The sequence below is a fragment of the Bradyrhizobium algeriense genome (genome assembly GCF_003062295.1).
Taxonomy (GTDB): domain Bacteria; phylum Pseudomonadota; class Alphaproteobacteria; order Rhizobiales; family Xanthobacteraceae; genus Bradyrhizobium; species Bradyrhizobium algeriense.
Genome location: NZ_PYCN01000037.1, coordinates 1 through 24683 on the forward strand (window position 1 = coordinate 1; position 24683 = coordinate 24683).

The following is a 24683-nucleotide window of genomic DNA, read 5'->3' on the forward strand; positions in this document are numbered from 1 at the left end:
CGCATAGCCGCCCCGTCAAGCGTCGATAGCGTCAACAGTTCGCACAATGGAGAACTCACCCAACAAAACCCGCAAAAATCCAAAATCAGGAGCCGAAATCGAACCAGCCGAGTTTTGCAACACAATCACGCCGAAAGCGGAAGTCAATTCAAACTCGCCTCAATCCGAATTTGGCTGCGCGCTAACGAGTCCACGCCCTAATCCTCGCTCGCCCTGAACCGATCGAGTCCCTTCAGCACGAACGGCGCCGCTAGCGCGATCAGCGCAATGCCGAGCAGCGTCGCCGACATCGGACTTTGCAGCAGCACCAGCGGATCGCCGAGGCTGATCGCCAGCGCGCGGCGCAACTGGCTTTCGGCGATCGGACCCAGGATGAGTCCGACGACGACGGGCGCGATCGGAAAATCGAACCGGCGCATCAGGAAGCCCAGCACGCCAAAGCCTGCCAGCATCGACAGTTCGACGACCGAGGGTTTTGCCGCGATGGTGCCCATGGTCGCGAACACGAGAATGCCGGCGTAGAGCCACGGCTGCGGGATCGCGAGCAGTTTCACCCACAGGCCGACCAGCGGCAGGTTGAGAACCAGCAGCATGACGTTGGCGATGAAGAGACTCGCGATCAGGCCCCACACCAGATCGGGCCGCTCGGCGAACAGCAGCGGTCCCGGGTTCAGGCCGTATTGCTGAAAGCCCGCCAGCATCATCGCAGCCGTTGCCGAGGTCGGAAGGCCGAGCGTCAGCAAAGGCACCAGCGTGCCGGCGGCGGAGGCGTTGTTGGCGGCTTCCGGCCCGGCGACGCCCTCGATGGCGCCCTTGCCGAATTCTTCCGGATGTTTCGATAGCCGCTTCTCGGTCGAATACGACAGGAACGTCGGAATTTCGGCGCCGCCGGCAGGCAGCGCACCGATCGGAAAGCCGAACATCGTGCCGCGCAGCCACGGTTTCCACGACCGCTTCCAGTCAAGTTTCGTCATCCACAGTGAGCCGCGCACCGGCTCGATCTTTTCCTCGGCGTGATGGCGGCGCGAGGCGACGTAGAGCGCTTCGCCGAGGGCAAACAGGCCCACCGCAAGCGTCGTCACCTCGACACCATCGAGCAGTTCGGGAATGCCGAACGCGAGCCGGGCCTGTCCGGTGAGCTTGTCGATGCCAACAAGCCCGAGCGTCAGCCCGATGAACAGGCTGGTCAGTCCGCGGATCGGCGAATCTCCGAAGGTTGCGGATACCGTGATAAAGGCCACGCACATCAGCGCGAAATAATCCTCAGGCCCGAAGCGCACCGCGAAATCCACCAGCCACGGCGCCAGAAACGCGAGGCCGATGGTGGCGATGGTGCCCGCGACGAACGAGCCGATCGCGGCCGTCGCCAGCGCCGGCCCGCCGCGGCCGGCCTTGGCCATCTTGTTGCCTTCGAGCGCGGTCGCCATCGATGCGCTCTCGCCGGGCGTGTTGATCAGGATGGCGGTGGTCGAGCCGCCATACATGCCGCCGTAATAGATTCCGGCAAACATGATCAGCGAGCCGCCGGGATCGAGCTTGTAGGTGACCGGCAGCAGCAATGCGACCGTGAGCGCTGGCCCGATGCCGGGCAGCACGCCCACTGCAGTACCGAGGAACACGCCGACCAGCGCGTAGAGCAGGTTCATCGGCTGCACGGCGACAGCCATGCCATGCGCGAGCGCGGCGAAAGTTTCCATTACAGCAGTCTTTCCAGGGGGCCGGCGGGGAGGCTCAACGTCAGCAGCCGATCGAAAGCGAGATAGATCAGGGTGCTCATCACGAGCGCGATGGCGGAGTCGGCAAAAATGGCGCGGCGTCCGAAGGCCGCCGACGTGGTGACGAACAATGCCGAGGTCGCAAGGATGAAGCCGCCGCCGACGCCGATGATGGCGATCAGCAGCGCCAGCCCGCCGAGGATCAAAAGCACGGCCCTGGGATCGGCGCTCTCGCGCGGCGGCAGGTTGCCGCGCAGTGCGTCGATCAGATTACCGATCGCGAGAAGGCCGAGCCCGATGGCGATGACGACCGGCATCACCTCGGGCCCCATGCCGTACATCGTAGTGGATGGCAGTTGACGCGAGTCCCATACCAGCACCACCGCAAGCGCTGCGAGCGCTGCGGCAATGACGACGCCGGCACGATCGACGCGCCGCGCCGCCGGCCCCCGCGGAAGGTCCGTCATGATTTGACGAGGCCGACCGACTTCAAGACGTCGGTGACGCGCGCGGTTTCTTTCTTCAGGAAATCCGCGAACGCATCGCCGGAAAGATAGGCGTCATCCCAGCCCTTCTGCTTGAGGATGTCCTTCCAGGCGTCCGACTTGACCATGTTCTCCACCGCAGCGCTCAGCGTCTTGCGCTGTTCCGGCGTGATGCCGGGAGGCGCGACCACCGAGCGCCAGTTGGCTATCACGAGGTCGATGCCCTGTTCCTTGAAGGTCGGAATATCGCTGCCTGCGATGCGCTTCTCCGACGTCACGCCGAGCGCGCGCAATTTGCCGGACTTGATCTGACCTTCGTATTCGCTCATCCCCGAAATGCCCGCGGTGACCTTGCCGCCGAGAATGGCCGCCAGCGACTCGCCGCCGCCGGAAAATGGGATGTAGTTGACCTTCTTGGCGTCGGCGCCGATCGTTCCCGCAAACAACGCCGCCATCACATGATCGACGCCGCCGGCCGAGCCGCCGGCAAACGTGACCTTGGCGATGTCGGCCTTCACGGCAGCGGCAAGATCTTGCGCCGTCTTGATCGGCGAATTCGCCGGTACCACGATCACCTGGATTTCTTCGGTAAGGCGCGCGATCGGCGTCACCTGATCGAGCGTCACCGGCGATTTGTTCATGGCGAGCGCGCCCACCATGACAAAACCGTTCACCATCATCTGGTTGCCATCGCCCTTGGCGCCGTTGACGAACTGCGCGATGCCGACGCTGCCGCCGGCGCCGGCCACGTTGGTGACCTGGACGCTGCGGGCGATCTTGGCGGCGACCAGCGCCTGCTGCATCGAGCGGGCGGTCTGATCCCATCCGCCGCCGGGTGCGGCGGGCGCCATGATCTTGAGCTCGAGCTGCTGCGAGAGGGCAGGTGCTGCGGCTGCAAGCGTCAACGCGACGACCGCGCCGAACAGGCGCGTATGAAACGGGATCATGGGGTCTCCTCCAGGCTCACGCGGAGCCGTTATGTGTCAATTCGTCGCATATCAGCCGGAAAACGTGCCGCTGTCCAGAAGGACCTTTACGTGTCCGAACGGGATCCGGAAGTTTCGCTAGGATCCCGTCCGTGGTGATGATTGAGGAGGGGAAATCGATGCCCGAGAATGTTCAATCCGGCGGAGAGGCGCATCGAAGCGGCAATCGCAAAATGCGGCTGTTCTCCGGCCCCTTGAGCATGTTCGGCGCAAAGGCTCAGATCGCGGCGCACGAGAAGAACATCGATTTCGAACTGATCATGGTGCCCTTCACCATGAAGGAGGGTTACGCGCCAAAGCATCCGGAAGTCCTGCGCATCAATCCAAAGCGGCAGGTCCCGGTGCTGATCGACGGTGACCTCGAGATCTTCGATTCCACCCAGATCTTCGAGTATCTTGAAGACATCAAGCCGCATCCTGCGCTGTGGCCTGCGACTACTGCAGCAAGGGCCTGGTCTCGCCGGCTGGAGCATGAATCGGATGAAGTCTATTTCCCTCATATCATCAAATTGATGCAGCTCGGGAAGGCGTCGCTCGATCCCGCCGCGGAGCCCGCGCGCGCGGGCGCTGCCGCTTATTATCGAACAATGGAGAGCGTGCTGGGTGATCGCGAGTTTCTCGGCGGCGCGTATTCCTTTGCCGATATCGCGTTCTATATGGCCCAGCTCTTCGGCGCGCGCTGGGGCGCCGACATGACCAGCGAAACGCCGAGGCTTCTGCAATGGCGGCAGCGCATGACGGCAAGACCGGCGGTCATCAAGGTCGTTGGACCGATGGCCGATTACCTGCGTGGCCAAGGCCTCGGCGTTCCAGCGTTTCTTCCGTCAAGAGCTATGTGATCGACCTGTGGGTACGCGCGCCGGTTTGTCTCCGGTCAGGCCCGCGCGACCGCGTGCGGAAACACGATCTCGATCAGCGTGCCGGAACGGCCGCCGGTCTTGATCTGGAATTTGGCGCGGTTGGCTTCGACGAGCGCTTTGGTCAGCGACAGGCTGACGGCCGAACTCTCGGCCCGATCCGATGGCGCAGGCGTCCGGAACGGCTGCAGGGCGGCGGCAACCTCATTGTCGTTGAGGCCGTGGCCGGTGTCGCGGACCCGCAGCATCACCTCGCCGAAATCGGACAACGCCGTGGAGACGATGACCTGGCCGCCGGCATTGGCGAGATGGATCGAATTGCCGATCAGGTTCAGCGCGATCTGGCGCAAGGCGCGTGCGTCCGCGATCACCGGCGGCAGCATGTGCGCGAGCGACGTGCGGATGATGATGCGCTCGCGATTGGCCTGCGGCTGCAACACCGCAACGCAGCTCTCGACCAGTTCGTTGAGGTTCTGGTTGGTGAAGGCGAGATCGAGCTTGCCGGTTTCGATCCGGGACAGGTCGAGCAGGTCGTTGATGATGGCGATCACGCGTTCGCCGGAGGCGCGGATGTCCTTCATGTATTCGAGGTAGCGCTCGTTGCCGAGCGCGCCGAACCGCTCGGCGATCATCACTTCGGAAAAGCCGATGATGGCGTTCAGCGGCGTCCGCACCTCGTGGCTGATCCGGGCCAGCACGTCGGCCTTGGCATTGGCGGCGCGTTCGGCCAGCCGCCGCGCCTCGCGCAATTCGCTCTCGGTCTTCTTGGCCTGCGAGAGATCGCGGAACACCGCGAAGAAATTCGGCCCCTCAGGGCGGGTGCGGCCCATGGTCATCGACAGCGCGATGATGCCGCCCTTGCTTTCGCGCGCCAGCACTTCGCGGCCGTGATCGAGCAGGCTGGCGACGCCTGATACCTTGATGCCGGCGAGATATTCGAACACGCCGTGCCGGCTTTCGGGCGCAAACAGATCGGCGAGATTGCGCCTGGCGAGTTCGTCGCCGTCATGGCCGAACAGCGCTTCGGCGCTGCGGTTGGCCGCATGGATGTTGCCCTCGGCGTCGAACATCAGAATGCCTTCGGCCGTGGTGTCGAGGATGGCGGCGAGGTCTTCGGCATTGGCGTGGCCGACATCCGCCGGTTCGGAGCCGTCAGGCCCCGATACCACCGGTTCGGAGCCGTCAGGCTCCGATACCACCGGTTCGAACTCCGATACCGCCGGTTCGAAGACGTCAGGCTCCGATGCGGCCGGTTCGGACTCCGATACCGCCGGTTCGGACTCCGATACCGGCTCGGCTCGCGCGATGGCGGCCGCGATTGCCGCGCTCTCATGTTGCGTGCCCGAGAAGATCAAGGCCAATGCGGAATCGCCGTCCCATGAAATCGTGTAGAGGCGGGCCTCTGCCGCCGATGACGGCGCGTCTGCGTCTTCAGGCTGGCTTGCGGAGATCGTCACCGGTTTGCCGGTGTCCGACGTCGAGGAGACGTTGGAGGTGCCGGGTTCGACATAGAGCGCGTCGAGGCCGCCGACATCTTCCAGCGCGTGCAGGCTCGGATAGCCCATCTGCGTCAGAAAGGCGGGGTTGGCATAGAGCAGCCGGTCGAGCCGGTAGATCAGGATGCCGACCGGCAGCAAATCGAGCAGCGCCTTGTCGCGCGCCGCTTCGCCACGTGCCGGCGGCTCGGGTAGCGCCAGCCATTCGGGCGGCGCGGCCGGCGGGGCGAAGATGGTCTCGCCGACGGCGTCCGCCTCGTTGCCGTTCTCGGTGTCGAGCCGCGCCGACAATTGCCGCGCGAGTTCGTCGAAGGCGATGTTTTCAACCGGCGACAGCGATAGCGGCTTCGCTTCGCCCGGGGCGCGGAACGGCAAGACGTTTGCGGCAGCGTCTGCCGGCGACTCCGTTGCGGTTTCCGTCAGCGCGTCCTCGACGCTCTCCTCGACGCTTTCCTTGGGAGTTTCCACGGGCGTTTCCAAATCTTTTTGATGTGAAGGCTCTGCAGCAGAAGTCTCTTCAGCAGGAGTCTCTTCAGCAGAAACCTCTGCAGTGGAAGTTTTGGCAGCAATCGGTTCAGGCAATTCATCAGGCGAAGGCGATGCAACGCCGGCCGGCTCGGCAGACGGCGCAGCGGGCACTTCTTGCGGCGTCACCATCTCGCCGGACAATTCCGCCAGGCGCAGGGCGGCGAGCCGGGCGATGGCGTCGAAATCGCGGCAAACGCCGAAGCCGCGATAGCCGATGAAGTTTCGCGCCGCATCGAAGACCGGCAGGCCGGACAATTCGACGGGCAACGTGCCGCCGCCGTCCACCGGCCAGTTCAGTGTGATGCCGCTCCAGGTCGTGCCGGTCGCAAAGGCCTGCGTCATCCGGCCGGTGGGATCCAGCCCGAAGGTCTCGGCGATCTCGCGCCATGGCCGGCCGAAAGCGGCCGAGGTGCGCGGGCCGATCAGGCCGAGGAATTCGTCGCTGCCGAGTGTGAAGCGGCCTTCCCGATCCATCTGCCAGGTGAAGCGCAGCGGCAGGCGGCGCGCCCGTTCGGCAAATGCTTCGAGGGCAGGGGGTGGCGCGCGCGAAATGGTTCCGGCCGCGGGCGGCTCGTCGGCGGCGGCAGGTTCGGCAAACGCATCGAACAACGCAAATCCGGCGGGCGCTTCGCCCGCTTGCGCCGGCTGCTGGTCATCGGCAGCCGATTGCGACGCGACCGGTTGCTCGATGACGGGCGCGCCCGGCTGCGGGGTTGGCTCTGACGAAGCTGGCTCTGATGAAGGCGGCTTTGATGAAGGCGGCTCTGATGATGCGGTGGCTGGCTGTATCTCGTGATCGGGCTGCACCTGCGCCGGACGCGGCGCGATCAGCGCGATGTTGCCGGCGGCGATCAGAACGCCGTGGCTGCCATTGGGAAAATCGAACCGCGAGCAGCCGCAGGTCGCAAGCCCGCCGTGCGCCGCGCCAAACCCCTGCAAGCGCTCCAGCCGGATGGCGCCGTTCGCGAGCAGCCGGCCTGCGAGCCGCGCGATCTGCCGCCGGTGCCGGTCGGCCGGCCCGAAGGTTTTTTCGGCAAGGGCTGCGGCACTGGCTGCGCCGAACAGGCGGGCGCCGGCCGCATTGGCCCACAGGATTCGCCGGCCATCGGCCGTCCACAACCAGGCGGGCAGGCGGCTAGCCGCGTAGGCCGCCAATCTTGGATCGCCGTGCGCCCGCCACTGAAATTCCGCATCCTGCATCGCGACTACATGACCGTCCGGCTTCAAAATCGGCTGCCAAAACGCCGAAAGCGTTAAGGGAACATTAGTATTGCAAGCCGGCAGCGGCAGGTCCACGGCCCGGCCGGCCGGCCGTAATCTTAGCCCGGGATAACCTTAACCTTGGCTGGACCCTTTGGCCGGCCGCCGCGTTGGGGGGTTGCAAACGGTCGTCAAGGGTTCAACGGGGAACCTCCCCGGCGCCGCATCCGTCCAGGACGCGGCACCCGACGGTATCCGGACGCATATCCCTGGCAATGCAAAGGAGCGCACCATGAGTGACGAAGTGCGAGACCGATTCGAGATACCCAAGGAAATGCGATCGATGGCGGAAGCAAGCCTGGAGCAGGCCCGCAAGACCTTCGAGAAATTCGTCGCCGCCGCGCAGACCGCCGCCGGCTCCATCGAGGAGCGCAACGCCACGGTTCGCGCCGGCGTAAAGGATGTCGGTAGCAAGGCCATGGCCTATGCCGAGCAGAACGTGCAGGGCTCGCTCGATCACGCGCAGTCATTGCTGAAGGCCAAGGATCTGCCTGAGGTGATGCGGCTGCACAGCGAATATGTGCAGGCACAAATGCGCGCGCTGGCGGAGCAGGCCAGCGAAATGAGCCAGACCGTCGGCAAGGCTGCCATGGACGCGGCCAAGCCGAAAGTGTGAGTGGCCGCCATCGGCGAAAAGCCCGGCACCGGCTAGCCGGGATTGGAACCCGTATCCCGGGTTAAGTATGCGGCGATGCATCAGAAATTGCAGTGCGCTGCACAAATTTGACATGATATTGGTTCTAGTTGGGCGAGCCCGTGGATGGGCACTTTCCGTGAGTGTGTTGCGTAACCTTTCGGTCCGCCTCGCCTGCCCGGCGGTCCGCAAGGGGGAATGCCGTTTTAACCCCATTGTGAAGGATGCAAGCCGTGACCAGTTCCACCGATCCCTTCTCTGCCTCCATCATTCCCTTCGAAGTCCCCGAGCAGATGCGCGCGCTTGCCGAAAAGGGCGTCTCGCAGGCCCGCGACAGCTACGCCAAGTTCAAGGATGCCGCCGAGACCCACAACGGCACCATCGAGGCCGTGTTCACCTCGGCCAGCAAGGGCGCCAGCGAGTACAACGCCAAGCTGATCGAGTTCTTCAAGGCCAACACGACGTCCTCGCTTGATTTCGCGCAGGAGCTGTTCGGCGTGAAGACGCCGGCCGCGGCGCTCGAACTGTGGACCTCGCACGCCAAGAAGCAGTACGAGACCTTCACGGTGCAAGCCAAGGAGCTCGCCGAACTCGGCCAGAAGGTCGCGACCGAGACCGTCGAGCCGATCAAGGCCTCGGCCTCGAAGCTTTACAAGCCGGCCGCCTGATCGTTTTTCGGTATTGATCACGAAAAGCCCGGGCGAAGCGGCCCGGGCTTTTTGCTGCCAGGGTTTTTGCTGCCAAGGTTTTTGCTGCCAAGGGACGATTTGGCAGGGCCGCCGGGTTTGTTGGCTGCGCCGCCGGGGTCCGGCCGAAGGTCCCGGCAAATGAACCCAAAATGCCCCCGGGACGACTATAATCCGTCACTCCGCGGCCTTGCCAAAGCGAGGCGTTGCACCTAGTTTCCGGCCCATTCGCGACCCCCTTTTTGGGGCCATCGCGTGAAGGATGCAGTTGTAGCTCAGTTGGTTAGAGCGCCTGTCTGTGGAACAGGAGGTCGGTGGTTCGAGCCCACCCAACTGTACCAGCCTTCCACCGCCGCTAATTCGGAAAATGTCCGGCGCTGCTGCTGCCGGCTCATTTGCCCGTTTCAGGCCCGCCGCCCTTCACGCGGTCGCCGATCTTCATGAAAAGCCGGGCTGAGACGATCGCGCAGCAGGTCCAGACCAGAAATCCCAGCGCGCCGGAAAATACGTTTGCTGCCAAAGACCCAATGCCGGAACGGATGTCATGTGCGCCGCCAAGCCATGCGAGCCCTGCAATCGAAATGACGATCAGGATGAAGGGCAGCGCAGTAATGAAGTACGCCTTGACGATAAGCCAGGCGTGGCCGCCTGTATCCGCGAAAGCGTTTCGGACGGAAGCGCCCGGCACGTCTGCAGCGACGGCGGGCAGGAAAATCGTCAGTCGCAGCACGGCAAAGACGACCAGCGCAAACAAGACGACGCTGATGATGGCTTCCGCGCGATCGGATGGTGCGACGGCGCCCGGCAGATGAAGCGGGATGTCCGTAAGCACCCAAAAGCCGGCAGTCCAGCCAAGCATGCGCCGAAACCGAACAGTCGATATATCGAAACGGTATCCAGAGGCAGCTTCACCTAATATCAGCAGGCGATAGATCGCGATTTCGAACGGCACGAGCACAAATGCGCCGATCAGATCGAGGACCTCCGCAAGCATGCGATTGTCCGATATCGCCGGAATTGCGCCGATCAACGCGAAGAAGGCGGCGCTCGCACAGGCAATGATGGACTGACTGCGCAGCCGCACCGATAGTTCGCCAAGGTCATCCCACACCGTTCGGAGAATCGTGCTGACGGGCAGCGAAGAAGTGATGGTCACGGTGTTGTGTCGCCCTTCCGCGGGAGTGAATTAAAATCAGTTATGGACGGCGACCGGCCCGCGTCAAAAGGCCAATACCCGCTCTGCTTGCCAATCGCCTAACGTTCACTCACAATTCCAGGGGGAATCGGGCGCACGCAGCAATAAAGCCCGGTCGTTCCGTCGGGGTGGGGGAATCTATGTTGGCTGTCGCATCAAGGAGGGGCCAGCTAGGAATGCTGCTGGCTACCGTGCTCGGGGTTTCGATCTCGCCCGCCGCCGGTCAGACCTACACGCCCGAACAGGAGCAGGCCTGCACCGGTGACGCGTTCCGGCTGTGCAGCTCCGAGATTCCCGATGTCGGCCGCGTGACGGCCTGCATGGTCGCCAAAAAATCCCAGCTTTCGCCGCCCTGCCGCGCCCAGTTCGGGCCAGATCCCGAGCCCCGCGAGGCTGCGGCCAGACCGGCCGGCCGGCCGACCGTGATCCGGCCGGCAACGCCGCGCAAGGCCGTGAACGCCAAGGCGCGCAAAGCAAAAAAGCCGGCGAAACCCGTGACCTAACGGCACGGGTGACCTGACGGCACGGGCGACCTGACTCCGACGCGCCATTTTCAAGGTTCCTCTGCGCGGCAGACTGACGCCTTGTTTGCGCCATCTGCAATGAGCATCTCCTTTGGGCAAGAGGAGAGGGTTCATTGAGCGCACATCAAAAGGAGCTCGACCGGCATTTTGCCTGGTTTGAGAAAAAGCTGCCGCCTGGGCCGGCGAAGTTCGTTGGCTGGGTACGTAAGCCGTCATCGATCTACGTCCGGATTCCGCTCGCGTTTCTCCTGGTCGTCGGCGGCTTTCTCAGCTTCCTGCCGGTACTGGGACTCTGGATGCTGCCGCTCGGACTCCTTTTGTTCGCGCAGGACGTGCCGCCGCTGCAGAAGCCGATGGCGCAGGGGCTCGGATGGATCGAGCGCAAATGGCTCGAACGGCAGCGCGCAAAGCTCGAGCGCGAGCGTGCAAAAGGCGCGCAATGAGCCGATCACTTCACGCTGCAAGGCATTCAACCGATTCCGTTTTCGATTCCGGGCGTGCTTATACGGTGTGACTCAAAAACCAGCCTTGTTGGCAATTACGTGGCTTCATCGCGGCATCCCTTAAATTTTTCTTTCGCGAATCAGCCCGCTGATTCATTTTCAGCTTCTGGGGTCAACTTGGAGGCCAATGTATGAACGTAATAGTATTTGCATCACGTAAGGGGGGCTCGGGAAAGAGTACCCTGGCTGCTCACCTCGCTGCCCATGTTCACAAGGCAACGAAGCCCATCCTTCTGGTCGATGCCGACCCGCAGGGCTCGCTTACTCTCTGGCACAAATTGCGCGGTACCAACGAACCGCCGATCAAGGCCGCGGTGAATTCCGTCAGCGGCATCGTCGCTGCCGCCAAGCGCGACGGCATCGAATGGGTGTTCATCGACACGCCGCCGAATCTTTCGGCCGTCGTCGACGACGCGATTCGTAACGCCACGATGGTGATCATTCCGGCGCGGCCCGGCGTGTTCGACGTCAACGCGGTGCAGGAAACGATTCAGACCTGCCGCTCGGCGCGCAAGCCCTACGCGGTCGTGGTCAACGGCGCACCTGCCGAACGCGACGGCGTCGAGAGCCGCATCGTCACCATCGCGCGCGAAGCGCTGGCGAAATTCCGCGCGCCGGTGTGGAGCGGCCAGATCACCAACCGCGCCGACCTGATCATGGCGCTGAGCCAGGGCGAAGGCGCCCGCGAATATTATGCGGAAGGCCGGGCCGCGGCCGAGATCACCAGGCTGTGGGGCGCGATCGAACGTTCGATCAAGGCGATCCGCGGGTCGGCGTCGGCATCGGGTGCCATGCACAAGCAGGCGGCGTAACAACGCCGCTTTTCTTTCTGACAAAGACGCGCGGCGCTCCGCGCGTTTTTCCTTTGTGGGTAGGGCAAACGGTATCGTCGTCATTCGACCCGTTGGCTCGCAACTGACGAGTGGAGGGAGAACAGCGTCCCTTACGCCACCATCAGCACGTAGAGCACGACGACCGGCGATAGCGTCAGGATCACCGACCAGATGCCGACGCCCCACAGAATGTCCTCGGTGCTAAAACTCTGTTCCCGAGGCATGGTGTTCTTGTATTCGAAATGCACGACGCGGCCCCGCGTTGCTGTTGTAATGGGGCTACCGATACGCGACCAGTTTTAAAAACCCGGTTGCGATTTCGCTTGCATTTGACCGCGCCTGCTACCGCCGATTAACCACCGCGCTATCCTGGTTAATGGCTGGTGAGTGCGAAGCCGCAACTTCGAGCAAAGGCCCGGCCGCGACATTAAAATTTTATCAGTAGGTTTCTCCTCAAAGAACATCACCGGGGGAACCACTATGATCGCGCACGACAGGAAATATCCGACCGGCGAACTCGCCCAGCGGGCGCATGACGTTCTCTTGGTGTCGTCGTTCGCGATCTGGGCGATGGTGCTCGGCTTCGCGCCGGTGCTGACCTATCGCCTGCTGGTCAGCTAAGGCGCATTGCTTCCGCTCGCCATCCAAGGCGAGCGGGGCCGGCCATCTCTCTTCGCGCGACGTTCAGCTTGGCGCGACGTTCAGGCCTGACGCAACAGCGGCGGCGTGCGCCGCTCGATTTCCTCGTCCAGCAACGCTGCGAGCTCCGGGCTCACCTCCACCATCGGCAGGCGAACCTCGGCGCTGTCGATCAGCCCGCTGCGCTTAAGCCAATACTTTGCCGGCGCCGGGCTCGGCTCCGCGAACAGCAGCCGGGTCAGTCCGGAAATGGCCTTCCAGCACGCCAGCGCGCCGCCACGATCGCCCTGCTTCATGATCGTCTGCACCGAGGCGAACGCTTCGGTCTCCAGATGCGCCGACAGCAGGATCGCTCCGTCGACGCCGTCGGCGAGCGCTTCGTGATACAGCGCGTCTTCGCCGGTCAGCACGCGAAAGCCGGGCGGCCGCCGGCTCAGGAAATCGATCGACTGCGCGCGGTCGGCGCCGCAATCCTTCATGCCGGCAATGTTCGGATGCAAGGCGAGCTGAAGCAGCGTCTCGTTGGTGAGGCTGACGCCGGTCCGGTAAGGGATGTTGTAGAGCACGATCGGCCACGAGGCGTGATCGGCGAGCGCGGTGAAGTGCTGCACCAGGCCGCGCTGCGAGGGGCGGATGTAATAGGGGCTCGCGATCAGATAGCCGTCGATCGGCCAGGCCGCCGTCTCATCCAGCGCATCCAGCACCTTCGCGGTAGAGGCTCCGGACAGGCCCAACAGGATCGGCAGGCGGCGGCCGCTGCCGGATAGCTCGCTGCGCGTCACCATCACCAGCCGCTCGAGCTCGTCCACGCGGAGCGACATGCCTTCGCCCGACGTCGCCGCGAGAATGAAGCCGTCGACCGGGCCGGCCGCATAGTGCCTGACGAGCCGGCGTAATGACGCCTCGTCGAGTTCGCCGTCGCGAAACGGCGTGATGAGCGGCAGCCACAGGCCCTGCAGGCGGCTTGCCAGATCGTTGGTCGGGTCAGTCATCGTTCCATCTCCTCATGGGGGTAAGCCGGAGACGGGACCAATAAAAAAACCCCGTCCAGACGGCGGGGCTTTCGGGATCGCGGGTTGCGGCAGTATCTAGCGCGCGCGTCGATCTCGGGTCCCCAGGTGGGGACCTTTTTTCGACGACAAAGCTGCGCACGAACGCGTGATCATGTGCGGATGATGGTGGCAGCAGACCTCAATGTCAATCGGCGCAACGATATGGATTGTCGATGAGAGGCCTGTCGATGAAAGGCTTGTCGATGAAAGACTTATCGATGAAAGCTTGCGGACGAAAAAAAAGCCGGGCCCAAAGGAGCCCGGCTTGAGGTATTGGCCACGTGAGGCCGACACAATCACCTTCCAAGAGGGATTACTGAACTGCCGCGCCACTGGAGGAGGGGGACATATGCGCGACGCGACCGCTCAGCATTTAAGCACTATGATCCTTATCCGTGCTGCGCGGCAACCGTCCGAGCCGCATGTCAGTCATGCGGTGAGCGGGCCCTCTATAAAATAGGCTAATCCGCAAAGCGGGATGACGAAACGTCACCCGCTGCCATAGCGTTTTCGAGCGAAGTGGCTACCGGTTCGCATAGCAATCTTGTGCAGATTGCCTAGACTTTTCTGCGGTAGAAAAGCCGCGTCAAAACAAGAATCTAGAGATTCGGTTCTGATGCAATCAGAACCCGATGCTCTAGGAGGGCCAGCGCTGCGCCTTGCTCACCACGAAGTCGCGGAACACCTGCACCCGCGCCACCGTCTTCAACTCTTCGGGATAGACAAAATACGTGTCGATCTGGATCGAGTCGGTCTCGCCGAACAACTGCACCAGGCGGTTGTTCTCCTCGACCAGATAGTCGGGGAGGGCGGCGATGCCGAGCCCCTGCTGACAGGCGCGGACCAGCCCCAGGATATTGTTGACCTTGAAGTAGGCCTCGCGCGGACCCGAGCCGTTACGGCCGGCGTCGATCAGCCAGGAGCGGTTCTGCAGATGCGTCGGAACCTGCGCATCGCTCAGCATGATGATGCGATGCGAGTCGAGGTCGTCCAGCGTGCGTGGCGTGCCGAAGCGCTTGATGTATTCCGGAGAGCAATAGGCGTGGAAGCCGATCGAGAACAGCTTGCGCTGGATCAGGTCCGGCTGGGTCGGCTTGCGGGTGCGGATCGCGACGTCGGCCTCGCGCATCGACAGATCGAGATCTTCGTCGGTCACGATCATGGAGATCCGGATGTCCGGGTAGAGCGCGGTGAACTCGTCGAGCCGCGGGATCAGCCAGTTGATGCCGAGCGCCGGCGGCGTCGTGATCTTGAGGTCGCCACTCGGCCGCTCGCGGCTGTCGGTGAGCTTGGCGCGCGCCGCCTGCAACTGCATGAACACGTCATGCGCGGTGCGAAACAACAGGTCGCCCTGTTCGGTGAGGATCAGCCCGCGCGCGTGGCGGTGGAACAGCGACACCGCGAGCTCCTGCTCCAGCGCGCTGACCTGCCGCGATACCGCCGATTGCGAAAGCCCGAGCTGTTCGCCGGCGTGGGTAAAGCTTCCCGCCTCTGCAGCCGCGTGAAAGACTTTCAGCTTGTCCCAATCCATGTCCGATGATCCGTCCCGTGTTCTAGGCATGATTACTCCGCCGCCGCGCGATCGGTCGCGCGCAAAGCCAGGAAGCGTTCAGCCTCGAGGGCCGCCATGCAGCCGAGGCCGGCCGCCGTGACCGCTTGCCGATAGGTTTCGTCCGCCACGTCGCCGGCGGCGAACAGGCCGGGAATAGACGTGGCGGTCGAGTTCGGCGCAACCTCGACATAGCCTGATGGTTTCAGCTTGATCTGGCCTTTGACGAGGTCGGTTGCGGGCGCGTGGCCGATCGCGATGAAGACGCCGTCGGCCGGCACATCCGTAAGGCTGCCGGTCTTGACGTTCTTCAGCCGCACATGGGTGACCTTGCCCGGGTTTTCGGTGCCGCAGATCTCGTCGATCGCACTGTCCCAGGTCACCTTGATCTTGGGGTTCTTGAACAGGCGATCCTGCAGGATGCGTTCGGCGCGGAAATGATCGCGGCGATGCACGATCGTTACTTGCGAGGCGAAATTGGTGAGGAACAGCGCTTCCTCGACCGCGGTGTTGCCGCCGCCGACGACCATGACTTCCTTGCCGCGGTAGAAGAAGCCGTCGCAGGTCGCGCAGGCCGAGACGCCAAAGCCCTTGAATTTTTCTTCGGAAGCGATGCCGAGCCAGCGCGCCTGTGCGCCGGTGGCGAGGACCACGGTTTCCGCCAGATAGACGTCGCCGCTATCGCAGGTCAGCCGGAACGGCCGCTGCGCCAGTTCGAGCTTGTTGACGAAATCAGTGACGATCTTGGTGCCGACATGCGCCGCCTGCTTCTCCATCTGCTCCATCAGCCACGGGCCCTGGATGACGTCGGCGAAGCCCGGATAGTTTTCCACGTCGGTGGTGATGGTGAGTTGTCCGCCGGGCTGGATGCCCTGGATCAGCACCGGCTCCAGCATCGCGCGCGCCGCGTAGATCGCCGCGGTGTAACCGGCGGGGCCGGAACCGATAATGACGACCTTGGCATGGATAGGCGCGGGCATCGGCGGATCCCTCTCTTATTCGGGGGTTTTTGTTGACTGAGCAGAAAGCGCCCCGGAAGGACGTCGCGGGGCGCCGAAAGTGTCAAATCCAAGTCTAAGATATCTGGGTAGCTATGCAAGAATTGCAATTCATCCCAGCGAATTTTCCCCGGAACTGAAGTAACAATCGCGAAATGTGGCGCTGCACGCGCAATAAAATTGCGCAAGCCGCGCCGCCTGCGCTAAGAGAGTTTCCAGGAAGGCTGCTTAAGCGAGCCAAAACCAGGGAACCCGACGCGCGTGTCGAAGAATCTTGACGAAATAGACCTCAGAATCCTTGCCGAAATCCAGGCCGACGGCCGAATCACCAATGTCGAACTGGCCAAACGCGTCGGCATTTCGCCGCCACCCTGCCTGCGCCGGGTCCGCACGCTGGAGGAAGAGGGCTACATCCAGGGCTACCGCGGCCTGTTGGATCCGCGCCGGCTCGGTTTCGACGTCACGGTGTTTGCGTCCGTCCATCTGTCCAGCCAGGCGGACGCGGATCTGCGCGCGTTCGAGGACTTTGTTCGTGCCGAGCCCTTGGTGCGCGAATGCTGGATGCTGTCCGGCGAGGTGGATTTCATTTTGAAATGCGTCGCGCCCGACATGGCGACGTTTCAGGATTTCGTCACGCACCTGACGGCAGCCCCCCACGTGCGCAACGTCAGGACGTCGCTGGTGCTGCACAATTCGAAGTACGAAGCGGCCGTGCCGCTCGATGTGAAGGTCGCGGGCTGAGACCACCGGCCCATCCCCGTCATTGCCTGCGACAAACGCGAAGCGTTTGCGCAAGGGAGCGATAGCGACGAAGCAATCCACCTATCCGCGTGTGGCGCGATGGATTGCTTCGCGGAGCCTGTCATCCGGCGGCGCTTCGCGCCGACCGGGTGGCTCGCAATGACGGATCAGAACGCCTTTACGTTTTCTTCCGCATCATGGCATCGAGGCTGATCGGCCCGCCGCCCGCGGTCGACAGGTAGAGACAGGCGAAGCAAAACAGGATCGCGAGCGTGCCGCCGTTGATGAGCGGAAAAAAGCCCCTCGGCGCATGACCGATGAAATAAGCAAAGGCCATCTCGCCGGCAAGAAGGAAGGCGACGGGCCGTGTGAACAGTCCGAGCAGCAAAAGCGCGCCCAGAATCAGCTCAAGCAAACCGGCGATTCCCGGTAGCGACATCAATTGCACCTTGTTGAGGAAGGCGGCAGCGTTACCCTCCGGAATTGTCGGAAACTTCAGAATCTTCGCTACGCCGAATTGAAACAGCAGCAGTCCGGTCATGAAGCGAAACAGGCTCAGCGCCGTCGGCTGCCATTTCGCGAGCATCCTGTCGATTTGGTCCATGTCATCGTCCCCCTTGTTTGGCACACTAGAACTTAGCGTCACAACATTACACGGTGTTGGCCGATTACGTGTGATGCCGACACAACACCCCGGAAATTGAATCATTCCCATCTTCGCGACAATCGTCGCGATTGCAGCGCAACAAGATGCCGTCCCGAAGCCCCGGAGCTTGCCGATCACCGCGCGCCTTGCGGCGAAAACGCCAAGACCTGAAGCGCCGGCGCTCCGTCCATTTAGTTATGATTTATAAGCATTGTCCGGAAGTCGGATATTATGGAATCCGCCGCAGCTCCACTCACAATGCTGTCAGCATGCGGCCAAACAACAAAGCCGCGTCGAAACGCGGCTTTGTCGCAACAGTAACTTGCAGGTGACTAGCGAAACTCGACCTTGGTGATCTCGTAGGCCTTGGCGCCGCCGGGCGCCACGACTTCCACCGTCGAGCCCTTTTTCTTGCCGATCAGGGCGCGGGCCAGCGGCGAGGTGATCGAGATGCGGCCTTTCTTGGCGTCGGCTTCCGGCTCGCCCACGATCTGCCACACCGTTTTCTTCTCGGTGTCTTCGTCGACCAGCGTGACGGTGGCGCCGAACTTGACGGTGTCGCCGGAGAGCTTGGAGATGTCGATAATGTCGGCGCGCGCGAGCTTGTCTTCGAGCTCGGCGATGCGGCCTTCGTTGTGCGACTGCTCTTCCTTGGCGGCGTGATATTCCGCGTTTTCGGAAAGGTCTCCGTGCGAGCGCGCCTCGGCGATATGCTCGATGATGCGCGGACGCTCCACCGATTGGCGCTGCTTCAACTCAACCTCCAGGGCGGCATAGCCGCTCGCGGTCATCGGAACCTTTTCCATCATCATCTCTTCTGTCCTTCGATCGTGCGAACCGCCAAAAGATTGCGCGCACGAGCCACGCTTTCGATTTCGATCAGGCTTTTCGGCTCGACACGCGAGCCTGGCAGCCTATTGATTTCCGGCCCCGTCAGGGGCCGACAACATCCAAACCAACGGTGGGTTCCAGCCTACCGGCTTTGTTGCCAATCGTTTAGCGGGCATTTGAGGCCGGCTGACGATCAGTTTTCGGAAAAGTAGCTCTGCAGGGTGCGGACCTCAAGGTCCCCGCCCAGATAGGCGCGGATGCCCTGCGCGGCCGCCACGGCACCTGAAAGAGTGGTGTAATATGGCACTTTATGCAAGAGGGCAGCCCGCCGCAATGAACGGCTGTCGGCCAGCGCCTGTGGCCCCTCGGTGGTGTTGAAAACGAGCTGGATGTCGCCATTGGTGATGGCGTCGACGATGTGTGGCCGTCCTTCCAGCACCTTGTTAACCTTCTCGGTCGGAATGCCGTTGTCGGTGAGGAAGCGCTGGGTGCCTGATGTGCCCATCACCTTGAAGCCGAGCGAGTGCAGCAGCCGCACCGCTTCCGCGATGCGGTTCTTGTCGATCTCGCGCACCGAGACGAACACTGTGCCCTTGCGCGGCACACGGGTGCCGCCGCCGAGCTGGCTTTTTGCGAACGCCACCTCGAAGGAGCGGTCGATGCCCATGACCTCGCCGGTCGAGCGCATCTCCGGACCGAGCACGGTGTCGACGCCGGGGAAGCGCGCGAACGGAAAGACCGACTCCTTGACGCCGACATGCTCGAGCTTGCGCTTCTTCAACTTGAAGTCCGCAAGCTTCTCGCCGGCCATGATCCGGGCCGCGATCTTCGCCACCGGCATGCCCATCACTTTGGCGACGAATGGCACCGTGCGTGACGCCCGTGGATTGACCTCGAGCACGTAGATCTCCCCGTCCTTGATCGCGTACTGCACGTTCATCAACCCGACGACGTCGAGGCCGAGCGCGAGTTCGCGGGTCTGCCGCTCCAACTCGGCGATCATCTGGGCGTCGATCGAATGCGGCGGCAGCGAGCAGGCGGAATCGCCGGAGTGAATGCCGGCTTCCTCGATATGCTCCATGATGCCGACGATGAAAGTGTCCTGGCCGTCGCACAGGCAGTCGACGTCGATCTCGATGGCGTCGGACAGATAGCGGTCGAACAGCAGCGGATTGGTGCCGAGCACGGTATTGATCTGGCCGGTCTTGTCGTTGGGATAGCGCGCCTTGACGTCACCCGGCACCAGTTCCGGCAAGGTGCCGAGCAGGTAATCGCTGAGCTGGGTGTCCTCGCGGATGATCTGCATCGCGCGGCCGCCGAGCACATAGGACGGACGCACCACCAGCGGCAGGCCGAGATCGGCGGCCACCAGCCGCGCCTGCTCGACCGAATAAGCGATACCGTTCTTCGGCTGCTTAAGGCGCAGCTTGTCGAGCACGCGCTTGAAGCGGTCGCGGTCTTCGGCGAGGTCGATGGCGTCGGGCGAGGTGCCGAGGATAGGCACGTTGGCGGCTTCCAGCGCGCGCGCCAGCTTGAGCGGCGTCTGGCCGCCGAATTGCACGATCACGCCGTGCAGGGTGCCGTTCTGCCGCTCGGTGGCGATGATCTCGAGCACGTCCTCCGATGTAAGCGGCTCGAAATACAATCGGTCCGCGGTATCGTAGTCGGTCGATACCGTTTCCGGATTGCAGTTGATCATGATGCTTTCATAGCCGGCGTCGTGCAGCGCGAAGCAGGCATGACAGCAGCAGTAGTCGAATTCGATGCCCTGGCCGATCCGGTTCGGTCCGCCGCCGAGAATAATCACTTTGCTCTTGTCGGACGGCGCGCTCTCGTCGGCGAGCTTGCCTGCGAACGGCGCCTCATAGGTCGAATACATGTAGGCAGTGGGGGAGGCGAATTCCGCGGCGCAGGTGTCGATGCGCTTGAAAGCGGGGCGGACGCCGAGCGCGTGACGTTTTGCGGTGATCTCGGCTTCGGTGGACTCGGACAGCACGGCCAGCCGCGCGTCCGAAAAGCCCATCGCCTTCAGCATGCGCATGCCGTAGCCGTTCGGCGGCATGCCGTTCGCCTTGATCTTCGCTTCCATGTCGACGATGCCGCGCATCTCGCTGAGGAACCACGGATCGATCTTGCAGGAATTGAAGATCTCTTCATTGGACCAGCCGAGCCGCATCGCCTGCGCCACCTGCAGGATGCGGTTCGGCGTCGGCGTGCCCAATGCGGCGCGGATCGCGTTCTTGTCGTCGCCGCGGCCGAGCCCCTCGATCTCGATCTCGTCGAGCCCGGTCAGTCCGGTCTCGAGCCCGCGCAATGCCTTCTGCAGGCTCTCCTGGAAGGTGCGGCCGATCGCCATGACTTCGCCGACCGACTTCATCGAGGTCGTCAGCGTGGTGGAGGCGCCGGGAAATTTCTCGAACGCGAAGCGTGGCACCTTGGTGACGACGTAATCGATCGTCGGCTCGAACGAGGCGGGCGTCGCGCCGCCAGTGATGTCGTTGGCGATTTCATCGAGCGTGTAGCCGACCGCGAGCTTGGCGGCGACCTTGGCGATCGGGAATCCCGTTGCCTTGGAGGCCAGCGCCGAGGAGCGCGACACGCGCGGGTTCATCTCGATCACCACCATGCGGCCGTCGTCGGGGTTGACGCCGAACTGCACGTTGGAGCCGCCGGTCTCCACCCCGATCTCGCGCAGCACCGCCAGCGAGGCGTCGCGCATGATCTGGTATTCCTTGTCGGTCAGCGTCAGCGCCGGCGCCACCGTGATGGAATCGCCGGTGTGCACGCCCATCGGATCGAGGTTCTCGATCGAGCAGACGATGATGCAATTGTCTTTCTTGTCGCGCACCACCTCCATCTCGAACTCTTTCCAGCCGAGCACGGATTCCTCGATCAGCACTTCGTTGGTCGGGGAGGCGTCGAGGCCGCGTTCGATGATGTCGAGGAACTCTTCCTTGTTGTAGGCGATGCCGCCGCCGGTGCCGCCCATGGTGAAGGAGGGGCGGATGATCGCGGGCAGCCCGATTTCGGACAGCGCCATCAGCGCCTCGCCGAGCGCGTGCTCCTGGTAGCGCTTGCGGCGTTCGTTCTCGCCGAGCGTCCATTGCCGCTCGCACTCCTCCAGCGCCTCGCCCGACAGCTTCTCGCGATCGGCCAGATACTTGTCGCGATAGGACTTCTTCAGCGCCGAGGCGTTGGCGAGCCGCGATTTCGGCGTCTGCAGGCCGATCTTCTCCATCGCGTTGCGGAACAGCTGACGGTCCTCGGCCTTGTCGATGGCATCCGCGGTGGCGCCGATCATCTCGACGTCGAACTTGTCGAGCGTGCCCTGCCGGCGCAGCGACAGCGCGCAGTTCAGCGCGGTCTGGCCGCCCATGGTCGGCAGCAGCGCAAAGCCGCCCGGAATGACGTTGCGTTCCGCCTCGATGATCTTGGCGACGATTTCGGGGGTGATCGGCTCGATATAGGTCGCATCCGCCAGTTCCGGGTCGGTCATGATGGTGGCCGGATTGGAATTGACGAGGACGATGCGGTAGCCCTCTTCCTTCAGCGTCTTCACCGCCTGGGTGCCGGAATAGTCGAATTCGCAGGCCTGGCCGATCACGATGGGACCGGCGCCGATGATCAGGATGGTGGAGATATCTGTTCTTTTGGGCATCAGCTCTCAGACTGGATTTTGGGCACAAAAAAAGGGCGCGCAGCCGCGCGTCCCCTAAGCCAAGAGCGCGGGTCACCCTCGCGCGCGGGTGGTCTTTAGACCAGATTCCGCACCCGCGAAACCCCCAAAAGCCCCCCATCAACCGCGAAATTGGCGCAATTTAGAACGGCCGGAGGACGGTGCCGGGCTCCCGCCTACGCTCTCCGAGCTACGGCGTGGCAAGGGCTTGCCGAGCCGAAGCTGGCGAAGCCAGCGAAGGCTGGAGGCCCGGCCTGGATTTGAACCAGGATAAAGAGCATTGCACTGCTCCCGCGTCGTCGCTTCCGCCACCGGGCCGAGGCAATAATTGCTCATCACGGCGCGGTGAACCACCCCTTACCGCGCTTTAGGGTTAACAACCTTAACGCGCGATTAGAACTTAACTGCGCTGGAACGCGTGCCGCGCCACGAACGTCATCCGCCACGGGTTGTGGCCGATATTGAATGGGGCGCGCGAGGCGGTAAAGCCGGCGGCGGCGAGTTTCTCGATCATCTCGTCTTCGCGGTAGCGCTGCAGCCCGACGCGGGTGCGCAGTTGCCGGTAGTCCGACAGCGCCGTGCTGGCGAGCCCATACAGGGCGTCTTTCAGGAAGCCGTGGGCGGAAGCGAATTTCAACAGCGCCACCACGTCCCTGGCCATGCCGACTTCGGGCCGCAAAATATCGCCCAGCACCAGGCGGCCGTTCGGCTTCAACAGCCGGCGAATGACGGCGAACGCCGAATCCAGTTCGTCCGGTGTCATGTATTGCGCGACCGAATTCATGACGGCGAGATCGACCGAGTTTTCCGCCATTCGGCTGAGATCCTCGAGCGAGCGGACGCGGATCTTGGTGTTCGGCGCAAAGCGCGCGATCAGCCGGCCACGGACACCGGGGGCGGGTTCGGCCAGATAGAGCTGAGCACAGGCGTCGGCTACCTTGGCGGCCGACAGCGCCTCGCCGCAGGCATAGTCCAGCACGACGGAGTCGGGCGAGGAAATGTAGCCGATGATGTCGCGCGCGATGATCTGGAAATGCAGGTCGCGATGCAGCTTGCTCGCATAAATCGTATGCGTGGAATCGTAATAGTCGATCCATTCGTCCATGCGTGCAGCGCCCGGCAATACTGCGGTTCCTGTGCCGGAACCGGCGTGAAAGTGATGCGTTAGGTCGTCCGACGGCCAATGTCCACTGCCGCCGCAGTCCGGTTCCTAACAGGAAGGTGCAATGTGAGCAAAAACAACAACAAATCCGACAAAGTATCCGCCGAACTCGATACGCCGACCGACCTGCCGCAGGCCGCGGTGGACAAGATCTCCGCGTCGCTCAATACGTTGCTGGCGGATGCATTCGCCCTCTATCTGAAGACCAAGAATTTCCACTGGCATGTCAGCGGCCGGCATTTCAACGACTATCATCTGATGCTGGACCAGCAGTCGGAGGCGATTTTCGCCACCACCGACCAACTCGCCGAACGGGTGCGCAAGCTCGGCGGCACCACGCTGCGCTCGATCGGGCAGATCGCCAAGCTGCAGACCATCCAGGACAACAACGAGGCCTATGTGCCGCCGCGCGAAATGCTGCGCGAGCTGATGGAAGACAACAAGAAGATGGCCGCCGCGATGCGCAAGGCCCACAAGCTTTGCGACGATCATGAGGATTCCGGCAGCGCAAGCCTGCTCGAAGTCTTCATCGACGAGACCGAGCGCCGCACCTGGTTCCTGTTCGAGGCCAGCCGTCAGGAAGGCGCCAACGCGGCGTAAAAGCCGGCTGCGAGTCGCAGACGCGCAGGGCCGGCTTTGCCATCCCCGCGTCCTGCGGCGGCTGCCTGGCGGACATTCCCGTCGCGTCGCGGTCGGTTTTGCGATAGGCTGGCGCTGCGGCTTCGAACCGAAGCGGCAGTCCGAGAGCATTCGCTGCGATCCGAAGGAGGCGGGAGATGCCTATCTCTTTCTCGATGATCGTTTTGAACTCGCAGTTGGTCGTTGCGGTGGCGGACGGAGTGCCGAACTTCAACATAGCGCGGAGTTGCAAGCTCGACGTTGCCGCCACCACCGGCCTCACCGTTGATCAGTCGATGAAGAGCTGCGTGAACGATGAACAGAAAGCGAAGCGGCAGCTCGCAAGCCAATGGTCGAAATTCCCCGCGCCGAGCCGGGCAAGCTGCACCTCGCAAGAGAGCATCGGTGGCACGCCGAGCTACGTCAGCCTGCTGACCTGTCTGCAGATGGGTCAGTGGGTCAGGTGAATAAGGTGATCTCGCCGTCAGTAGCCATGGCGAGCGTCATGGATGCACCGGAATCAGGCTCGGGACGTGATCGCTGAGCTGCTGGCCGCCGTCTCTAGCTAGCCGGTCCCGAAAAAGTCGGGCCCGCTTGCAAAAAAGCGCACGTCTTTAGATAGTACTGCAAGATTCCGATAATCAATTTAAGCGAGCCTGCGTGAGGCGTCGCTATGATGAAGGCCGCCCGATGAGCCCGTGCAGAATGATGCGGGTGCTACCGGGCCGTGTGTTGCCGGCTGTTCTGGTTTGGAATCGATCGATGCAGAAAGTAATTGAATTTCGTGGCCCGAAGTCTGAGGCCGTGGCGGAGCCGCTGGCGGCGCCGCCGTCCATGGAACGGATATTGGCGGTGGTCAATTCATTGTCCCGCACCCTCGATTGCATCAAGACCATGTGCGCGACCGAGCCGAACGGGCCGGTCCGCGACAAGCTGGAGACGGAACGGGCAAATCTTGTCATCGGGCTTTTCGTCGCCCGGGTCGCCGCGATGCGCGTTTCCTCAGGCGAGCCGCTACCGGATTCAGCCGACTCAAACCTGCCGGCCGCCAGTCGCCGTTGAACACCGC

24 protein-coding genes and 2 tRNA genes are annotated in these 24683 nt (G+C 62.9%); 12 read left to right on the plus strand and 14 right to left on the minus strand.

All coding sequences use genetic code 11. The features are described from left to right. Positions 1–197: 197 nt before the first annotated feature. From C7G61_RS36595 to C7G61_RS36605, 3 genes are read right to left on the minus strand one after another with little or no spacing between them, the layout of a single operon-like run. The gene (locus C7G61_RS36595; RefSeq protein ID WP_108522562.1) at positions 198–1697 is read right to left on the minus strand and encodes a tripartite tricarboxylate transporter permease; all 1500 of its coding nucleotides are present in this window, start codon (positions 1695–1697) and stop codon (positions 198–200) included. After that, on the minus strand, positions 1697–2182 hold the full coding sequence (locus tag C7G61_RS36600) for a tripartite tricarboxylate transporter TctB family protein (RefSeq protein ID WP_108522563.1): 486 nt from the start codon (positions 2180–2182) through the stop codon (positions 1697–1699). Before C7G61_RS36600 ends, C7G61_RS36595 begins: the two co-directional genes overlap by 1 nt. After that, positions 2179–3147: a Bug family tripartite tricarboxylate transporter substrate binding protein gene (locus C7G61_RS36605; protein ID WP_108522564.1), complete on the minus strand. Its 969-nt coding sequence runs from the start codon at positions 3145–3147 to the stop codon at positions 2179–2181. The genes C7G61_RS36600 and C7G61_RS36605 overlap by 4 nt, the downstream gene beginning before the upstream one ends. A 158-nt stretch (positions 3148–3305) precedes the next feature. Here C7G61_RS36605 and C7G61_RS36610 point away from each other — a divergent pair, with 158 nt between their 5' ends. Beyond that, the gene (locus tag C7G61_RS36610; protein ID WP_202975816.1) at positions 3306–4025 is read left to right on the plus strand and encodes a glutathione S-transferase family protein; all 720 of its coding nucleotides are present in this window, start codon (positions 3306–3308) and stop codon (positions 4023–4025) included. A gap of 35 nt (positions 4026–4060) precedes the next feature. On the opposite strand, the gene C7G61_RS36615 is transcribed toward C7G61_RS36610, so the two are convergent. Beyond that, positions 4061–7267: a PAS domain-containing protein gene (locus C7G61_RS36615; protein ID WP_108522565.1), complete on the minus strand. Its 3207-nt coding sequence runs from the start codon at positions 7265–7267 to the stop codon at positions 4061–4063. A 292-nt stretch (positions 7268–7559) separates the two neighbouring features. Between C7G61_RS36615 and C7G61_RS36620 the strand changes: the two genes are divergently transcribed. The 3 genes from C7G61_RS36620 (at position 7560) to C7G61_RS36630 (ending at position 8988) form a co-directional block, all read left to right on the plus strand. Then, on the plus strand, positions 7560–7943 hold the full coding sequence (locus C7G61_RS36620) for a phasin family protein (RefSeq protein ID WP_108522566.1): 384 nt from the start codon (positions 7560–7562) through the stop codon (positions 7941–7943). Positions 7944–8194: 251 nt separating this feature from the next. Beyond that, positions 8195–8629 (plus strand): phasin, encoded by a 435-nt coding sequence (locus C7G61_RS36625; RefSeq protein WP_108522595.1) that lies wholly within the window; start codon positions 8195–8197, stop codon positions 8627–8629. A gap of 282 nt (positions 8630–8911) precedes the next feature. Next, positions 8912–8988: transfer RNA gene (locus C7G61_RS36630), tRNA-His, on the plus strand. 50 nt (positions 8989–9038) lie between these two features. On the opposite strand, the gene C7G61_RS36635 is transcribed toward C7G61_RS36630, so the two are convergent. Further along, on the minus strand, positions 9039–9803 hold the full coding sequence (locus C7G61_RS36635) for a hypothetical protein (RefSeq protein ID WP_108522567.1): 765 nt from the start codon (positions 9801–9803) through the stop codon (positions 9039–9041). 215 nt (positions 9804–10018) lie between these two features. Between C7G61_RS36635 and C7G61_RS36640 the strand changes: the two genes are divergently transcribed. The 3 genes from C7G61_RS36640 to C7G61_RS36650 all read left to right on the plus strand — a co-directional run bounded on the left by C7G61_RS36640 (position 10019) and on the right by C7G61_RS36650 (position 11681). Further along, positions 10019–10345 (plus strand): hypothetical protein, encoded by a 327-nt coding sequence (locus C7G61_RS36640; protein ID WP_108522568.1) that lies wholly within the window; start codon positions 10019–10021, stop codon positions 10343–10345. A gap of 134 nt (positions 10346–10479) precedes the next feature. Then, positions 10480–10809: a hypothetical protein gene (locus tag C7G61_RS36645; RefSeq protein ID WP_108522569.1), complete on the plus strand. Its 330-nt coding sequence runs from the start codon at positions 10480–10482 to the stop codon at positions 10807–10809. A gap of 191 nt (positions 10810–11000) precedes the next feature. Next, positions 11001–11681: a ParA family protein gene (locus C7G61_RS36650; RefSeq protein ID WP_108522570.1), complete on the plus strand. Its 681-nt coding sequence runs from the start codon at positions 11001–11003 to the stop codon at positions 11679–11681. Between the two features lie 131 nt (positions 11682–11812). Here the strand turns inward: C7G61_RS36650 and C7G61_RS45100 are convergent, their stop codons facing one another. Continuing rightward, the gene (locus tag C7G61_RS45100) at positions 11813–11950 is read right to left on the minus strand and encodes a hypothetical protein (RefSeq protein WP_190242140.1); all 138 of its coding nucleotides are present in this window, start codon (positions 11948–11950) and stop codon (positions 11813–11815) included. A 232-nt stretch (positions 11951–12182) separates the two neighbouring features. Here C7G61_RS45100 and C7G61_RS45105 point away from each other — a divergent pair, with 232 nt between their 5' ends. Continuing rightward, the gene (locus C7G61_RS45105; RefSeq protein WP_190242136.1) at positions 12183–12323 is read left to right on the plus strand and encodes a hypothetical protein; all 141 of its coding nucleotides are present in this window, start codon (positions 12183–12185) and stop codon (positions 12321–12323) included. 80 nt (positions 12324–12403) lie between these two features. Here C7G61_RS45105 and dapA read toward each other — a convergent pair whose 3' ends face one another. The 3 genes from dapA to trxB form a co-directional block, all read right to left on the minus strand. Beyond that, a complete protein-coding gene (gene dapA, locus C7G61_RS36655; RefSeq protein ID WP_108522571.1) occupies positions 12404–13333 on the minus strand; it encodes a 4-hydroxy-tetrahydrodipicolinate synthase in 930 nt (309 codons plus the stop codon). 697 nt (positions 13334–14030) lie between these two features. Beyond that, positions 14031–14954 (minus strand): LysR family transcriptional regulator, encoded by a 924-nt coding sequence (locus C7G61_RS36660; RefSeq protein WP_190242137.1) that lies wholly within the window; start codon positions 14952–14954, stop codon positions 14031–14033. A 2-nt stretch (positions 14955–14956) separates the two neighbouring features. Further along, on the minus strand, positions 14957–15922 hold the full coding sequence (gene trxB, locus C7G61_RS36665; protein WP_108522573.1) for a thioredoxin-disulfide reductase: 966 nt from the start codon (positions 15920–15922) through the stop codon (positions 14957–14959). 279 nt (positions 15923–16201) lie between these two features. Between trxB and C7G61_RS36670 the strand changes: the two genes are divergently transcribed. Then, a complete protein-coding gene (locus C7G61_RS36670) occupies positions 16202–16681 on the plus strand; it encodes an Lrp/AsnC family transcriptional regulator (protein ID WP_028350193.1) in 480 nt (159 codons plus the stop codon). Positions 16682–16859: 178 nt separating this feature from the next. Here the strand turns inward: C7G61_RS36670 and C7G61_RS36675 are convergent, their stop codons facing one another. From C7G61_RS36675 to C7G61_RS36695, 5 genes are all read right to left on the minus strand, one after another. Further along, complete coding sequence (locus C7G61_RS36675) at positions 16860–17276, minus strand: DoxX family protein (protein ID WP_108522596.1); 417 nt, start codon at positions 17274–17276, stop codon at positions 16860–16862. 383 nt (positions 17277–17659) lie between these two features. Beyond that, complete coding sequence (gene greA / locus C7G61_RS36680) at positions 17660–18133, minus strand: transcription elongation factor GreA (protein WP_108522597.1); 474 nt, start codon at positions 18131–18133, stop codon at positions 17660–17662. Positions 18134–18351: 218 nt separating this feature from the next. Next, complete coding sequence (gene carB, locus C7G61_RS36685; RefSeq protein ID WP_108522574.1) at positions 18352–21816, minus strand: carbamoyl-phosphate synthase large subunit; 3465 nt, start codon at positions 21814–21816, stop codon at positions 18352–18354. 260 nt (positions 21817–22076) lie between these two features. After that, a tRNA-OTHER gene (locus tag C7G61_RS36690) sits at positions 22077–22152 on the minus strand. 82 nt (positions 22153–22234) lie between these two features. Continuing rightward, positions 22235–22939 carry a class I SAM-dependent methyltransferase gene (locus C7G61_RS36695; RefSeq protein WP_108522575.1) on the minus strand — a complete coding sequence of 235 codons (705 nt, stop codon included), beginning with the start codon at positions 22937–22939 and terminating at the stop codon, positions 22235–22237. A 123-nt stretch (positions 22940–23062) separates the two neighbouring features. On the opposite strand from C7G61_RS36695, the gene C7G61_RS36700 reads away from it, so the two are divergent. The 3 genes from C7G61_RS36700 (at position 23063) to C7G61_RS36710 (ending at position 24676) form a co-directional block, all read left to right on the plus strand. Beyond that, a complete protein-coding gene (locus tag C7G61_RS36700; protein WP_108522576.1) occupies positions 23063–23596 on the plus strand; it encodes a Dps family protein in 534 nt (177 codons plus the stop codon). Between the two features lie 176 nt (positions 23597–23772). Next, positions 23773–24081, plus strand: a complete 309-nt coding sequence (locus C7G61_RS36705; protein ID WP_145963754.1) for a hypothetical protein — start codon at positions 23773–23775, stop codon at positions 24079–24081. A gap of 295 nt (positions 24082–24376) precedes the next feature. After that, positions 24377–24676, plus strand: a complete 300-nt coding sequence (locus C7G61_RS36710; protein ID WP_108522578.1) for a hypothetical protein — start codon at positions 24377–24379, stop codon at positions 24674–24676. The last annotated feature ends 7 nt before the right edge of the window (positions 24677–24683 follow it).

What these genes read in the sequence shown, in the direction of transcription:
- C7G61_RS36595 (WP_108522562.1), bottom strand. Translation starts at nt 1,697, where the DNA reads ATGGAAACTTTCGCCGCGCTCGCGCATGGCATGGCTGTCGCCGTGCAG.
- C7G61_RS36600 (WP_108522563.1), bottom strand. Translation starts at nt 2,182, where the DNA reads ATGACGGACCTTCCGCGGGGGCCGGCGGCGCGGCGCGTCGATCGTGCC.
- C7G61_RS36605 (WP_108522564.1), bottom strand. Translation starts at nt 3,147, where the DNA reads ATGATCCCGTTTCATACGCGCCTGTTCGGCGCGGTCGTCGCGTTGACG.
- C7G61_RS36610 (WP_202975816.1), top strand. Translation starts at nt 3,306, where the DNA reads ATGCCCGAGAATGTTCAATCCGGCGGAGAGGCGCATCGAAGCGGCAAT.
- C7G61_RS36615 (WP_108522565.1), bottom strand. Translation starts at nt 7,267, where the DNA reads ATGCAGGATGCGGAATTTCAGTGGCGGGCGCACGGCGATCCAAGATTG.
- C7G61_RS36620 (WP_108522566.1), top strand. Translation starts at nt 7,560, where the DNA reads ATGAGTGACGAAGTGCGAGACCGATTCGAGATACCCAAGGAAATGCGA.
- C7G61_RS36640 (WP_108522568.1), top strand. Translation starts at nt 10,019, where the DNA reads ATGCTGCTGGCTACCGTGCTCGGGGTTTCGATCTCGCCCGCCGCCGGT.
- C7G61_RS36650 (WP_108522570.1), top strand. Translation starts at nt 11,001, where the DNA reads ATGAACGTAATAGTATTTGCATCACGTAAGGGGGGCTCGGGAAAGAGT.
- C7G61_RS45105 (WP_190242136.1), top strand. Translation starts at nt 12,183, where the DNA reads ATGATCGCGCACGACAGGAAATATCCGACCGGCGAACTCGCCCAGCGG.
- dapA (WP_108522571.1), bottom strand. Translation starts at nt 13,333, where the DNA reads ATGACTGACCCGACCAACGATCTGGCAAGCCGCCTGCAGGGCCTGTGG.
- C7G61_RS36660 (WP_190242137.1), bottom strand. Translation starts at nt 14,954, where the DNA reads ATGCCTAGAACACGGGACGGATCATCGGACATGGATTGGGACAAGCTG.
- trxB (WP_108522573.1), bottom strand. Translation starts at nt 15,922, where the DNA reads ATGCCCGCGCCTATCCATGCCAAGGTCGTCATTATCGGTTCCGGCCCC.
- greA (WP_108522597.1), bottom strand. Translation starts at nt 18,133, where the DNA reads ATGGAAAAGGTTCCGATGACCGCGAGCGGCTATGCCGCCCTGGAGGTT.
- carB (WP_108522574.1), bottom strand. Translation starts at nt 21,816, where the DNA reads ATGCCCAAAAGAACAGATATCTCCACCATCCTGATCATCGGCGCCGGT.
- C7G61_RS36695 (WP_108522575.1), bottom strand. Translation starts at nt 22,939, where the DNA reads ATGGACGAATGGATCGACTATTACGATTCCACGCATACGATTTATGCG.
- C7G61_RS36705 (WP_145963754.1), top strand. Translation starts at nt 23,773, where the DNA reads ATGCCTATCTCTTTCTCGATGATCGTTTTGAACTCGCAGTTGGTCGTT.
- C7G61_RS36710 (WP_108522578.1), top strand. Translation starts at nt 24,377, where the DNA reads ATGCAGAAAGTAATTGAATTTCGTGGCCCGAAGTCTGAGGCCGTGGCG.